This window comes from Aquipseudomonas alcaligenes NBRC 14159 (assembly GCF_000467105.1).
GTDB lineage: Bacteria > Pseudomonadota > Gammaproteobacteria > Pseudomonadales > Pseudomonadaceae > Aquipseudomonas > Aquipseudomonas alcaligenes.
In genome coordinates, this window is the sequence record NZ_BATI01000003.1 from 138,564 (window position 1) to 152,592 (window position 14,029).

Here is a 14,029-nt window from a genome sequence, read left to right on the forward strand (position 1 = left end):
GTGATAGCGCCCACATTTCGCAGCCATGAAAAAAGCCGCCCGAAGGCGGCCTTTTTCATGGCGCAGCAACCGCCTTACGCGGCCTGGGCCGGCTTCCAGTTGGAGCCGGACGCTTCCTGGGCCATGGCCTCCATGGCCTGCTGGATGGCGCGCTTGCGGCGCTCCTCGGCCTGGCGGGTGAAGTACCAGGCGAGGAAGGTGAACAGCGATACGCTCAGCAGGATCAGGCTGGCGATCGCGTTGATCTCCGGCTTCACGCCCAGGCGCACGGCGGAGAACACTTCCATCGGCAGGGTGGTCGAGCCCGGTCCGGAGACGAAGCTGGCCAGCACCAGGTCGTCCAGCGACAGGGCGAAGGACATCATGCCGCCAGCGGCCAGCGAAGGCGCGATCATCGGGATGGTGATCAGGAAGAACACCTTCCACGGCTTGGCGCCCAGGTCCATGGCCGCTTCCTCGATGGACAGGTCGAGCTCGCGCAGGCGCGCCGACACCACTACCGCCACGTAGGCCGAGCAGAAAGTGGTGTGGGCGATCCAGATGGTCACGATGCCACGCTCCTGCGGCCAGCCGATCAGCTGGGCCATGGCCACGAACAGCAGCAGCAGAGACAGACCGGTGATCACTTCCGGCATCACCAGCGGTGCGGTAACCAGGCCACCGAACAGGGTGCGGCCCTTGAAGCGGGTGACCCGGGTCAGCACGAAGGCGGCCAGGGTACCCAGTGCCACGGCCGCCACGGCGGTGTACAGGGCGATCTCCAGGGAACGCCCCACCGAGCCCATCAGCTGGCTGTTGTCGAGCAGGCCGGCGTACCACTTGATCGACCAGCCACCCCACACGGTCACCAGCTTGGAGGCGTTGAAGGAGTAGATCACCATGATCAGCATGGGCAGGTAGATGAAGGCCAGGCCTACCCAGAGCATGACGTTGGAGAAGCTGAGCTTTTTCATGCGCGACCCTCCATCTCTTTAGCTTGGTTGCGGTTGAACCAGATGATCGGGCCCATGAGGATCGCCAGCATGATCACCGCCAGGGCGGACGCCACCGGCCAGTCGCGGTTGTTGAAGAACTCCTGCCACAGCACCTTGCCGATCATCAGGGTCTCCGGGCCGCCGAGCAGTTCGGGAATCACGAACTCACCCACCGCCGGGATGAACACCAGCATGGAGCCGGCGATGATGCCGTTCTTCGACAGCGGCACGGTGATCTTCCAGAAGTTGTTGATGTTGCTCGAACCCAGGTCCGATGCCGCTTCCAGCAGGCTCATGTCGTGCTTCACCAGGTTGGCGTAGAGCGGCAGGATCATGAACGGCAGGTACGAGTAGACGATGCCGATGTACACCGCCAGGTTGGTGTTGAGGATCTGCAGCGGCTGGTCGATCAGCCCGATGCCCTGCAGGAAGCCGTTGAGCAGGCCGTTGTTGCTGAGGATGCCCATCCAGGCGTAGACGCGGATCAGGATCGCGGTCCAGGTCGGCATCATGATCAGCAGCAGCAGCACGGTCTGTGCTTCCTTGCTGGCGCGGGCAATGGCGTAGGCCATCGGGTAGCCGAGCAGCAGGCACAGCAGGGTGCTGATGAAGGCCATCTTCAGCGAGCCGAGGTAGGCCGAGATGTACAGCTCGTCCTCGCCCAGCAGCACGTAGTTGCCCAGGTTGAGCAGGATCGACAGCTGATTGTCGGCCCAGCTGTAGATTTCCGTGTACGGCGGAATGGCCACGTCGGCTTCGGCGAAGCTGATCTTCAGGACGATGAAGAACGGCAGCAGGAAGAACAGGAACAGCCAGAAGAAGGGCACACCGATCACGGCATGCCGCCCGGTGGGCAGGTAGCGTTTCAGTTTGCCGATCTTCATGATTGCAGTACCACGCCGCTGTCGTCTTCCCAGTAAACCACCACCGCGTCGTCCCAGGTCGGACGCTTGCCGCGGCGCTCGGCGTTGGCGATGAAGCACTGCACGATCTGCCCGGAGCTGAGCTTGACGTAGTACACCGAATGGCCACCGAGGTAGGCGATGTCGTGCACGGTGCCATTGCACCAGTTGTAGTTCGGATGCTCGTGATCGGCCGGCAGCTGCGTGGCCATCAGCAGCTTCTCCGGACGCAGGGCGTAGCTGACCGACTTGTTCTCGGCGCGGGTACTGACGCCGTGGCCGATGTAGATCGGCTTGTCCAGCTGCGGGCAGCTGATGATGGCGTGGTCGGCCTCGTCGGTGGTGATCACCCCGTCGAACAGGTTGACGCTGCCGATGAACTCGCAGACCAGGCGGCTGGCCGGGGTCTCGTAGATGTCGATCGGGCTGCCGGTCTGGGCAATCCAGCCGAGGTGCATGATGGCGATGCGCTGGGCCATGGTCATGGCCTCTTCCTGGTCATGGGTCACCATCACGCAGGTCACGCCGACGCGTTCGATGATCTCGACAAGCTCAAGCTGCATCTGCGAACGCAGCTTCTTGTCCAGAGCACCCATGGGCTCGTCGAGCAGCAGCAGCTTCGGACGCTTGGCCAACGAACGGGCCAGGGCCACACGCTGACGCTGGCCGCCGGACAGCTGGTGCGGCTTGCGCTTGGCGTACTGGGTCATGTGCACCAGCTTGAGCATCTCGGCCACGCGCTCGTCGATCTCGGCCTGCGGCAGCTTGTCCTGCTTGAGGCCGAAGGCGATGTTCTGCGCCACGGTCATGTGCGGGAACAGTGCGTAGGACTGGAACATCATGTTGATCGGCCGCTCGTAGGGCGGCATGTCGGTGATGTCCACGCCGTCGAGCAGGATGCGCCCGGAGGTGGGGCGCTCGAAGCCGGCGAGCATGCGCAGCAGGGTCGACTTGCCCGAACCGGAGCCACCGAGCAGGGCGAAGATCTCGCCCTTGTTGATGGTCAGCGAGACGTCATCGACCGCCACGGTCTCGTCGAATTTCTTGGTCACGCGGTCGATCTTGACCAGCACCTCTTTGGGTTGCTGGTTGCCCTCAAGGGCTTTCTTGTAGGCGCTGGAGGCAACGGCCATTTCCAAAACTCCCGGAAAGATAAATCGTGCCCGGCCGGCGAGGCCGGGCAGTGAACTCATTTACCCGACTTGACCTTGGTCCAGCTGCGGGTCATCAGACGCTGAATCTTCGGTGGCAACTCGGCCGAAACGTACAGTTTGTCCAATACGGCCTGGGATGGGTAGACCGAAGGATCGTTGCGCACTTCCTGGTCCATCAGCTCGCCTGCCTTGAGGTTGGGGTTGGCGTAGCCGACATAGTCGCTGACCTTGGCGATCACCGCCGGGTCGAGCAGGTAGTTGATGAAGGCATGGGCTTCCTTGGCATTCTTCGCGTCGGCCGGGATGGCCAGCATGTCGAACCACAGGTTGGCGCCTTCCTTGGGAATGCTGTAGGCGATCTGGATGCCTTTGCCCGCCTCTTCGGCACGGGCGGCGGCCTGGAATACGTCACCCGAGTAGCCGAAGGCCACGCAGATGTCACCGTTGGCCAGGTCAGAGACGTACTTCGAGCTGTGGAAGTAGGTCACGTGGGGACGCACCGCCAGCAGCTTCTCCTCGGCCTTCTTGTAGTCGTCCGGGTTGGTGCTGCGCGGGTCGAGGCCCAGGTAGTTGAGCACGGCGGGGAACATCTCGTCCGGCGAGTCCATGAAGGCGACACCGCAGCTGGCGAGCTTCTGCAGGTTCTGCGGCTCGAACAGCACGGCCCAGGAGTCGATGCTGTCGACGCCCAGCGCGGCCTTGACCTTCTCGACGTTGTAGCCGATGCCGTTGGTGCCCCACAGGTAGGGGACGGAGTACTCGTTGCCCGGGTCGTTCACGTCGAGCTGCTTGAGCAGCGCCGGGTCGATGTTCTGCCAGTTGGGCAGCAGGCTCTTGTCCAGCTTCTGGAAGGCGCCGGCCTTGATCTGCTTGCCGAGGAAATGGTTGGAGGGCACGACCACGTCGTAGCCGGAATGGCCGGCGAGCAGTTTGCCTTCGAGGGTCTCGTTGGAGTCGAACACATCGTAGACCGGCTTGATGCCGGTGGCCTTCTGGAAGTCATCCAGGGTGGTCTCGCCGATGTAGTCGGTCCAGTTGTAGATATGCACGCTGGGCGCAGCCTGCGCGACAGTGGTCAGCCCCAGGGCCACAGCGGCCGCAGTCAGGGTTTTGCGGAAGGAAATTCGCAAACGTCGGTCCTCTTTCTTGTTGATCTTGCAGGCCGCAGAGCGACCCGGACTGTTGGAAATTCGGTCTGTCCTATCCCTGACGTCCATGCCCGTCGCCCAGCCGCCCGCGCACGGAGCTGTGTGGGGCTCGTGTGTAACGGTAGTCGAAGGGGTCATGGAACCTCCTGCGGGGCTCCGGCGGGAGCACCCGCCGGAGGGTGTCGCTGCTGTCTGTTACTTGCCGGACTTGATGGTGGTCCAGCTGCGAGTCATGGTGCGCTGCACCTTGGCCGGCAGATCCGGGAAGGCATACAGCTTGGCCATGGTTTCCTGGCTCGGGTAGATGCCCGGGTCTTTGCGGATGGCTTCGTCAACCAGTGCGGTCGCGGCGGCGTTGCCGTTCGGGAACTGCACGAAGTTGGTGATCTCGGCCATCACTTCCGGCTTCATCAGGAAGTTCATGAAGGCGTAGGCCGCTTCCGGGTTGGCGGCATCTTTCGGCATGGCGATCATGTCGAAGAAGGTACCGGCGCCTTCCTTGGGAATGTTGTAGGCAACGGTCACGCCGCCCTTGGCCTCTTCGGCGCGGGACTTGGCCTGATAGATGTCACCCGAGTAGCCGACGGCCACGCAGAGGTTGCCGTTGGCCAGGTCGGAGATGTACTTGGAGCTGTGGAAGTAGGTCACCGACGGGCGAATCTTGAGGAACAGCGCTTCGGCTTCCTTGAGTTCCTTGGCGTCCTGGCTGACCGGGCTGTGGCCCAGGTAGTGCAGGGCGATCGGCAGAATCTCGGTCGGCGAATCGAGGAAGGACACGCCGCAGGACTTCAGCTTCTCGATGTTCTCCGGCTTGAACAGCAGGTCCCAGGAATCCACCGGGGCGTTCTCGCCCAGCACGGCCTTGACCTTCTCCGGGTTGTAGCCGATGCCGATGGAACCCCACATGTAGGGGAAGGCGTACTGGTTGCCCGGGTCGGAAACCTCGATGGTCTTCATCAGGTTGGCGTCGAGGTTCTTCCAGTTCGGCAGCTTGGACTTGTCCAGCGGCTGGTAGACGCCGGCCTTGATCTGCTTGGCCAGGAAGTTGTTGGACGGCACCACGATGTCGTAACCGGACTTGCCGGCCAGGAGCTTGGCTTCCAGGGTCTCGTTGGAGTCGAAGACGTCGTAGACGACCTTGATGCCGGTTTCCTTGGTGAACTTCTCGACGGTATCCGGGGCGATGTAGTCCGACCAGTTGTAGACGTGCAGTACCTTGTCTTCAGCCTGCGCCATGCCGGCCACGGTGCCCGCCAGGGTCACGGCGAGCAGTGTTTTACCGAAGGTCTTGATCATGCGGGTTAGCTCCATTGTCATTTGAAGTATCCGGGGCTGCGTCGCCTCAGCGACGCACCCTCCGGTGAGCCTGGCCAACGCTCGTGCAGTCTGGCAAGGTCGAGCCCGAGGCTCAAGCCTTATACCAGCACCGCGCGGGCGGTCAGATCGAGGCACTTGCGCGCCTTTTCCACCAGTTCATCGATTTCGTCTTTGCTGATCACCAGGGGCGGGGCAATGATCATGGTGTCGCCCACGGCGCGCATGATCAGGCCGCTCTCGAAGCAGTGGCCGCGGCAGATCATGCCGACGCCCATCTCGCTCGGGAAACGCTCGCGGGTCTGCTTGTTCTTCGCCAGTTCGATGGCGCCGAGCATGCCCACACCGCGGACCTCACCCACCAGCGGATGATCCGCCAGCTCACGCAAACGCTTCTGCAAATACGGTGCCGTTTCTTCGCGAACCTTCTCGAGGATCTTTTCTTCCTTGAGGATGCGCAGGTTGGCCAGGCCGACGGCGGCCGCCACCGGGTGCCCGGAGTAGGTGAAGCCGTGGTTGAAATCACCGCCGGCGTTGATCACCTGAAACACCTTGTCACTCACGATCAGGCCGCCCATGGGCACATAGCCCGAGGTCAGGCCCTTGGCGATGGTCATCAGGTCCGGCTTGTTACCGTAGAAATCGCTACCGAACCACTCGCCGGTACGACCGAAGCCGCAGATGACTTCGTCGGCGACGAACAGAATGTCGTACTTGGCGAGGATCTCGCGGATGCGCGGCCAGTAGGTTTCCGGCGGGATGATCACGCCACCGGCGCCCTGGATCGGCTCGGCGATGAAGGCGGCGACGTTGTCTTCACCCACTTCGAGAATCTTCTTCTCCAGCTGGTCGGCGGCCCACACACCGAATTCCTCGGGGCTCATGTCGCCGCCCTCGCCGAACCAGTACGGCTGCGGGATGTGCACGATGCCCGGGATCGGCAGGTCGCCCTGTTCGTGCATGTACTTCATGCCGCCCAGGCTGGCGCCGGCCACGGTGGAGCCGTGATAGCCGTTGTGTCGGCTGATGATCACCTTCTTGTTCGGCTGGCCCTTGCACGCCCAGTAGTGGCGGACCATGCGCAGCATGGTGTCGTTGCCTTCCGAGCCGGAGCCGGTGAAGAACACATGGTTCATGCCCTGCGGCGCCACTTCGGCGATCGCCTTGGCCAGTTCCAGCGCCGGTGGGTGGGCGGTCTGGAAGAAGGTGTTGTAGAACGGCAGTTCGCGCATCTGCGCCGCGGCGGCCTCGACCAGCTCTTCACGGCCGTAGCCGACGGCGACGCACCAGAGGCCGGCCATGCCGTCGAGGATCTTGTGGCCTTCGCTATCCCAGAGATAGACGCCGTCGGCTTTGGTGATGATGCGCGGGCCCTTTTCGTGCAGCTGCTGGTAGTCGCTGAACGGCGCGAGGTGGTGCTCACGGCTCATGGCCTGCCACTCGCGGGTTTTCGGGTTGGTCACTGCATTGGTCATAACAACACCTTTCTATACGCGAGCCGCCGGCGGCGACCCGATGAAATCCGTGGCAACGGGCGCGGCCTGCCGCGCCCGCCCCAATCACACCGACAGCAGCAGGAACTCACGCTCCCAGGAGCTGATCACGCGCTTGAAGTTCTCGTGCTCGGCGCGCTTGACCGCGACGTAGCCACGTACGAACTTCTCGCCCAGGTACTTCTCGGCGTCCTTGCAGGCTTCCATACGCTCCAGTGCGCTCTCGATGGTCACCGGCAGGCGCAGGTTGCGGCGCTCGTAGCCGCGCCCCTTGACCGGCGCGCTCGGCTTGAGGCCCTCGACCATGCCGATGTAGCCGCACAGCAAGGAGGCCGCCAGCACCAGGTAGGGGTTGGCGTCGGCACCGGCCAGGCGGTTTTCCACGCGGCGGTTCTGCGGCGACGCTTCCGGCACGCGCAGGCCCACGGTGCGGTTCTCCTCGCCCCACTCGACGTTCACCGGTGCCGAGGTATCCGGCAGGAAGCGGCGGAACGAGTTGACGTTCGGCGCGAACAGCGGCAGCACCTCGGGGATGTACTTCTGCAGGCCGCCGATGTGGTGCATGAACAGTTCGCTCATGGTGCCGTCGGCATTGGAGAACAGGTTCTTGCCGGTCTTGATGTCCACCACGCTCTGGTGAATGTGCATGGCGCTGCCCGGCTGATCGGTGATCGGCTTGGCCATAAAGGTGGCAGCGACATCGTGTTTCAGCGCGGCCTCGCGCATGGTGCGCTTGAACACGGTGATCTGGTCGGCCAGGTGCAGCGCGTCGCCGTGACGGAAGTTGATTTCCATCTGCGCCGGACCGTCTTCGTGAATCAGCGTGTCGAGGTCCAGGTCCTGCAGCTCGCACCAGTCGTAGACGTCCTCGAACAGCGGGTCGAATTCGTTGGCCGCGTCGATGGAGAAGGACTGACGACCGACTTCCGGGCGGCCGGAGCGGCCCATCGGCGCGACCAGCGGGAAGTCCGGGTCGCTGTTGCGCTTGGTCAGGTAGAACTCCATCTCCGGCGCGACGATCGGCTTCCAGCCCTTGTCGGCGTAGAGTTTGAGAATCTTCTTGAGCACGTTGCGCGGCGACAGCTCGATCGGGTTGCCCTGCTTGTCGAAGGTGTCGTGGATCACCATCGCAGTGGGCTCGATGGCCCAGGGCACGAGGAACACGGCGTTCTCGTCGGGGCGGCAGAACATGTCGATGTCCGCCTCGTCGAGCAGCTCGTAATAGATGTCGTCCTCGACATAGTCGCCGGTCACGGTCTGCAGCAGCACACTCTCGGGGAGGCGCATGCCCTTCTCGTCGAGAAACTTGTTGGTCGGCGAAATCTTGCCGCGCGCAATGCCGGTAAGATCGCTGATCAAGCATTCAACTTCGGTGATTTTGCGTTCTTTCAGCCAGCTGGTGAGCTGGTCTAGCTTGGTACTCATAGAGACCTCAGGGTTGTAGAGCGGCTACTGCGGACCGGTTAAAGCCTAGCGAAACCTCCGAGCTTCGCCGACCGGTTGCTCACCTACTCAGCGTTGCCCCGCCCTCTTCCTGCATGCCTCACCAAAGGCCTGGAAGATGGCGAGATAATTCGGGTTCGATCGCACCTGCCACTCCGGGTGCCACTGCACCCCGAGCGCGAAACTTGGCGCACCTTCGACGGAGAAGGCTTCGATCAACCCGTCAGGCGCCAGTGCTTCTACGCGAAGGCCCGGCGCCAGACGCTGAACGCCCTGGCCATGAATGGAATTGACTTGAATCTCGTCCGGCAAGCCGAGGCCGGCGAGCACCCCACCCGCCTGTACACGCACGGTGTGGCGGGGGGCATATTGCACTTCAACCGGCTGATCGGCCGGCTCGCGGTGGTCCATCATGCCGGCCACTTCCTGCACACGCTGGTGCAGGCTGCCGCCGAAGGCCACGTTCATTTCCTGGAAGCCGCGACAGATGCCCAGCACCGGAATCCCGGCGTCGATGGCCTTGCGGATCAGCGGCAGGGTGGTGGCGTCGCGGAAGATATCGTGATGTGTGCCGGGCATGCTGGCCGGGCCACTATAATGATGAGGTTCGACATTGGACGGCGAACCGGTGAACAGCAGGCCGTCGACGCTGGCCAGCAGGGTGTCGTGATCGATCAGCTCGCCCAGCGCCGGAATCACCAGGGGCAGCGCTTCGGCCCCCACCGCCACGGCGCGTACGTATTTGTCGCCGACTATGTGGTTGGGATGCAGACCGACCTGCTTGGTGCAGGCCGTGACGCCGATGATCGGCAGGCGCAACATGGGACACCCGTTCTTATGCTGTTGTCAGGTGAGGCCGAGATTAGCCTTGTTCAATTTATTACACAATAGGGCTGTAAAAAATCGAACACAGGCGGCTGAGCAGCAGGCTGCACAAGGCTGACCAGCGGGTCTGAAAACCTTGTAATGCCCCAAAACTGGCCATCGAGCCCCGTTTCAGGGCAAAATGGGACGCTATTGACAGCCCAGGGTGTTTGAGATTGACTCAGGGCTGCTTAAGCGAATGATTGAAATTTTTAACAATAAAGGTGTTGCATCATGTCGGTACCCCCGCGTGCCGTTCAGCTCAACGAGGCGAACGCGTTCCTTAAGGAACATCCGGAAGTCCAGTTCGTTGACCTTCTGATTGCTGATATGAATGGGGTGGTGCGCGGTAAGCGCATCGAACGTAACAGCCTGCACAAGGTGTACGAAAAAGGCATCAACCTGCCCGCCTCGCTGTTCGCCCTCGACATCAACGGCTCTACTGTAGAAAGCACCGGCCTCGGCCTGGACATCGGCGATGCTGATCGCATCTGCTTCCCCATTCCCAATACCCTGTGCAACGAGCCCTGGCAGAAGCGCCCCACCGCGCAGCTGCTGATGACCATGCACGAGCTGGACGGCCAACCCTTCTTCGCCGACCCGCGCGAAGTGTTGCGCCAGGTAGTGGCCAAGTTCGACGAGATGAACCTGCGCATCTGCGCAGCCTTCGAGTTGGAGTTCTACCTGATCGACCAGGAGAACGTGAACGGCCGTCCGCAGCCGCCGCGCTCGCCGCTGTCCGGCAAGCGTCCGATTTCCACCCAGGTGTATCTGATCGACGACCTCGACGAGTACGTCGACTGCCTGCAGGACATGCTGGAAGCGGCCAAGGAACAGGGCATCCCGGCCGACGCCATCGTCAAGGAAAGTGCCCCGGCGCAGTTCGAGGTGAACCTGCACCACACCGAGGACGCGATCAAGGCCTGCGACTACGCCCTGCTGCTCAAGCGCCTGATCAAGAACATCGCCTACGACCATGAGATGGACACCACCTTCATGGCCAAGCCCTACCCGGGCCAGGCGGGCAACGGCCTGCACGTGCACATCTCGCTGCTCGACAAGACCACCGGCAAGAACATCTTCACCAGCGATGATCCCCAGGAGAACGCCGCACTGCGCCACGCGATCGGCGGTGTCCTGGAGACCATGCCGGCGTCCATGGCCTTCCTCTGCCCCAACGTCAACTCGTACCGCCGCTTCGGCGCGCAGTTCTACGTGCCCAACGCGCCGAGCTGGGGCCTGGACAACCGCACCGTGGCCGTGCGCGTGCCGACCGGCAGTGCCGATGCCGTGCGCATCGAACACCGCGTGGCCGGGGCCGATGCCAACCCCTACCTGATGATGGCGGCGATCCTCGCCGGCATTCACCACGGTCTGACCAACCAGATCGATCCGGGCGAGCCGATCGAAGGCAACTCCTACGAGCAGCTGGAACAAAGCCTGCCGAACAACCTGCGCGATGCTCTGCGCGAGCTGGACGACAGCGAAGTGCTGAACAAGTACATCAGCCCGGACTACATCGACATCTTCGTCGCGTGCAAGGAAGCCGAACTGCAGGAGTTCGAGACCACCATCTCCGATCTCGAATACAACTGGTACCTGCATACCGTTTGATGCAACACCCCAACGCCGGCCGCAGTGCCGGCGTTGTTTTATCTGCCGCCAGCGCTTTGCCGACCGTCACCCCGGGTGCGCGGTGCGGCAAAGCCTTGCCCGACAATCACCGAGGAGGTCGTCATGTTTCGCATTCTTGCTCCGCTGCTGCTGACCCTCGCCCCGGGGCTCGCGGCTGCCGCCGACAGCATCCGGGTCTACAACTGGAACGACTACATCGCCCCGCAGGTGCTGGCGGACTTCACCAAGGCCACCGGCATCGCCGTGGAGTACCACACCTACGCCTCGGCCGAGGAGCTCGACAAGATCCTCGCCAGCGGCGAGAGCATCGACATCGCCGTGCCCTCGCAGAACGACCTGCCGCCGCTGATCAAGGCCGGGCTGGTACAGCCGCTGGACATGAGCCGCCTGCCCAACCGCAAGCACCTGGACAAGCAGCTGCTGAGCAAGCTGGCCGCCGTGGACCCGCAGAACCGCTATGCCGTGCCCTACCTGTGGGGCGCCGTGGGCCTGGCGATCAACACGCCGCAGGCCGAAGCGGCCTACGGCGGACCGCTGCCCTCCAGCTGGAGCCTGCTGTTCGATCCAGCGCAGAGCAGCAAGCTGGCCTCCTGCGGCGTCAGCGTGCTGGATGCCCCGGACGAGATGTTCTACAACCTGCTCAGCTACCAGGGCCGCAGCCTCACCAACAGCTCGCCAGGGCGCCTGCGTAAGGCCGGCGAAGCCCTGATGGGCCTGCGTCCGAACCTGCGCTATGTGGACAGCGAGCGCTACATCGACGACCTCAACCAGGGCCGGCTGTGCGTGGCCGTGGCCTGGGTCGGCGACGCCCTGGGCGCCAGCGATACCGGGCAGCCGGTGCAGTTCGTGGTACCGGAGGAAGGCTCCACGCTGTTCATCGACAACCTGGTGATCCCGTCCAGCGCGCGGCGTGCCGACCTGGCCCACCAGTTCATCGACTACCTGATGCAGCCGCAGGTGGCCGCACAGATCAGCAGCGAGACGCTCTACCCGAGCGCCAACCTCGGCGCGCAGCAGTTCCTCGAACCCAAGCTGCGCGAGCAGCTGGGGCGCAATCTGGACAGCGCCAAGAATCGCCTGTTCGCCCTGATGCCGCTGTCGGACAAGCTGAAGAGCGCACGCGACGAAACCTGGACCCGTTTCCGCGACGGCAGCTGAACCTCGAGGCGCTGGAGCACCTGCGCCACGACAAGCGGCAGGTGCGCCGCCACCAGCCGTGACCCGTCCGTACCAGGCCGGTAGACCCACCCCCTCCCGACGAACGGCTTGCCACCCCTGCCCGTCTGGCGTCCAATAGCGCCTCGCACGGACAGGAGATGAGCATGCCCCGCCCCGCCACCGCCCGCAAACCCCGCGCCAGCAGCCAGGCGCGCATCGAGCTGATCCTGGCGGCGGCGCGCGAACTGCTCAGCAGCCAGGGCTTCGCCGGCCTGACCATCTATGCGGTGGCCGAGCGCGCCGAGATTCCACCGTCCTCGGTGTACCACTTCTTCGCCAGCGTGCCGGCGCTGCTCGAAGCGCTCACCGCCGATATCCACGCCGCCTTCCGCGACTGCCTGCTGCAACCGGTGGAACATGCCGAACTGCGCAGCTGGCGCGATCTGTCGCGGGTCATCGAACAACGCATGCTGGCGATCTACGCCGGTGACAGCGCCGCACGCCAGCTGATCCTGGCCCAGCACGGGCTGTCCGAAGTGACCCAGGCCGACCGCCAGCACGACCTGGAACTGGGTCGCCTGATGCAGGCGCTGTTCGACCGGCACTTCCCGCTGCCACAGCTGCCGGCCGATATCGACGTGTTCACCCTGGCCATGGAACTGGGTGACCGGGTCTATGCCCGCTCGGTGCAGCTGCACGGCGAAATCACCCCGCGCCTGGCCGAGGAAGGCATGCGCGTGTTCGATGCCTACCTCGGCCTGTACCTGCCCGCCGCCCTGCCCAGGCGCGAACAGCCGCTGAGCTGACCGATTTCTATCGGCGCCCATCGCCTCGGCAGGACCTCCTCGCCGAGGCCCTGCCACGCCAGGACGCCTCAGCAACAAAGCCCATAAAATAGATAATTATCAAGCATCGCGTACGCGAGAAGCCTAATCCGATAAAAATCAGCTTTTAAAGCCGATATTTATCGGATATAAATCGAGCATTCGCCGCTCCAGCGGCACCGCCAAGGGTCCGATGACCTGCCCTGCTCCTGCGAGGTGTTCCATGTCGCGTATCGTTACCGTCGCCGCCACCCAGATGGCCTGCTCCTGGGATAGCGCCGCCAATATCGCCAAGGCCGAGAAGCTGGTGCGCGCCGCGGCCGCCCAGGGCGCGCAGATCATCCTGATCCAGGAGCTGTTCGAGACCCCCTACTTCTGCCAGAAGCCCAACCCGGACTACCTGCAGCTGGCCACCCCGACCGCCGAGAACCCGGCCATCGCGCACTTCCAGAAAGTCGCCCGCGAACTGCAGGTGGTGCTGCCGATCAGCTTCTACGAGCGTGCCGGCCGTGCCCGCTTCAACAGCATCGCCATCCTCGACGCCGACGGCAGCAACCTCGGCGTGTACCGCAAAAGCCATATACCGGACGGCCCCGGCTACCACGAGAAGTACTACTTCAACCCGGGCGATACCGGCTTCAAGGTCTGGGATACCCGCTACGCGAAGATCGGCGTGGGCATCTGCTGGGACCAGTGGTTCCCCGAGGCCGCGCGCAGCATGGCGCTGCTCGGTGCCGAGCTGCTGTTCTACCCGACCGCCATCGGCAGCGAGCCGCACGACCCGAGCATCAGCTCGCGCGACCACTGGCAGCGCGTGCAGCAGGGCCACGCTGGCGCCAACCTGATGCCGCTGATCGCCGCCAACCGCATCGGTCGCGAGGAACAGGACGGCTACGCCATCACCTTCTACGGCTCCTCCTTCATCGCCGATCCATTCGGCCAGAAGGTCGCGGAACTGAATGAGACTGAAGAAGGCGTGCTGGTACACAGCTTCGACCTCGACCGCCTCGAGCAGGTGCGTAGCGCCTGGGGCGTGTTCCGCGACCGCCGGCCGAACCTGTACGATCCGCTGAAGACCCTGGACGGCTCGCTGGAATCCTGATGGCTCCCCTCTCCCACA

Annotated in this window: 12 protein-coding genes; 4 read left to right on the forward strand and 8 right to left on the reverse strand. The window is 63.5% G+C overall.

From position 1 onward, the window contains the following. Positions 1 to 74 precede the first annotated feature (74 nt). The 8 genes from PA6_RS01495 to PA6_RS01530 form a co-directional block, all read right to left on the reverse strand. Positions 75 to 953: an ABC transporter permease subunit gene (locus PA6_RS01495; protein WP_021699090.1), complete on the reverse strand. Its 879-nt coding sequence runs from the start codon at positions 951 to 953 to the stop codon at positions 75 to 77. Further along, positions 950 to 1,858 carry an ABC transporter permease subunit gene (locus PA6_RS01500; RefSeq protein ID WP_021699091.1) on the reverse strand — a complete coding sequence of 303 codons (909 nt, stop codon included), beginning with the start codon at positions 1,856 to 1,858 and terminating at the stop codon, positions 950 to 952. Before PA6_RS01500 ends, PA6_RS01495 begins: the two co-directional genes overlap by 4 nt. Then, positions 1,855 to 3,009 (reverse strand): polyamine ABC transporter ATP-binding protein, encoded by a 1,155-nt coding sequence (gene potA, locus PA6_RS01505; RefSeq protein WP_021699092.1) that lies wholly within the window; start codon positions 3,007 to 3,009, stop codon positions 1,855 to 1,857. The genes PA6_RS01500 and potA overlap by 4 nt, the downstream gene beginning before the upstream one ends. A 56-nt stretch (positions 3,010 to 3,065) precedes the next feature. Further along, positions 3,066 to 4,160, reverse strand: a complete 1,095-nt coding sequence (locus PA6_RS01510; RefSeq protein ID WP_021699093.1) for a polyamine ABC transporter substrate-binding protein — start codon at positions 4,158 to 4,160, stop codon at positions 3,066 to 3,068. A 213-nt stretch (positions 4,161 to 4,373) separates the two neighbouring features. Beyond that, entirely contained in the window at positions 4,374 to 5,474 is a 1,101-nt protein-coding gene (locus PA6_RS01515; protein WP_021699094.1) for a polyamine ABC transporter substrate-binding protein, read from the reverse strand. A gap of 119 nt (positions 5,475 to 5,593) precedes the next feature. Next, positions 5,594 to 6,967 carry an aspartate aminotransferase family protein gene (locus PA6_RS01520; RefSeq protein ID WP_021699095.1) on the reverse strand — a complete coding sequence of 458 codons (1,374 nt, stop codon included), beginning with the start codon at positions 6,965 to 6,967 and terminating at the stop codon, positions 5,594 to 5,596. Between the two features lie 84 nt (positions 6,968 to 7,051). Next, the gene (locus PA6_RS01525) at positions 7,052 to 8,410 is read right to left on the reverse strand and encodes a glutamine synthetase family protein (RefSeq protein WP_021699096.1); all 1,359 of its coding nucleotides are present in this window, start codon (positions 8,408 to 8,410) and stop codon (positions 7,052 to 7,054) included. An 87-nt stretch (positions 8,411 to 8,497) separates the two neighbouring features. Further along, positions 8,498 to 9,250 (reverse strand): gamma-glutamyl-gamma-aminobutyrate hydrolase family protein, encoded by a 753-nt coding sequence (locus PA6_RS01530; RefSeq protein WP_021699097.1) that lies wholly within the window; start codon positions 9,248 to 9,250, stop codon positions 8,498 to 8,500. Positions 9,251 to 9,526: 276 nt separating this feature from the next. Between PA6_RS01530 and PA6_RS01535 the strand changes: the two genes are divergently transcribed. The 4 genes from PA6_RS01535 (at position 9,527) to aguB (ending at position 14,011) form a co-directional block, all read left to right on the forward strand. Further along, positions 9,527 to 10,906 (forward strand): glutamine synthetase family protein, encoded by a 1,380-nt coding sequence (locus PA6_RS01535; RefSeq protein ID WP_021699098.1) that lies wholly within the window; start codon positions 9,527 to 9,529, stop codon positions 10,904 to 10,906. 123 nt (positions 10,907 to 11,029) lie between these two features. Then, positions 11,030 to 12,085, forward strand: a complete 1,056-nt coding sequence (locus PA6_RS01540) for an extracellular solute-binding protein (RefSeq protein WP_021699099.1) — start codon at positions 11,030 to 11,032, stop codon at positions 12,083 to 12,085. Between the two features lie 164 nt (positions 12,086 to 12,249). Continuing rightward, a complete protein-coding gene (locus tag PA6_RS01545) occupies positions 12,250 to 12,891 on the forward strand; it encodes a TetR/AcrR family transcriptional regulator (protein WP_021699100.1) in 642 nt (213 codons plus the stop codon). 241 nt (positions 12,892 to 13,132) lie between these two features. Next, positions 13,133 to 14,011 carry an N-carbamoylputrescine amidase gene (gene aguB / locus PA6_RS01550; protein WP_021699102.1) on the forward strand — a complete coding sequence of 293 codons (879 nt, stop codon included), beginning with the start codon at positions 13,133 to 13,135 and terminating at the stop codon, positions 14,009 to 14,011. Positions 14,012 to 14,029: the final 18 nt, after the last annotated feature.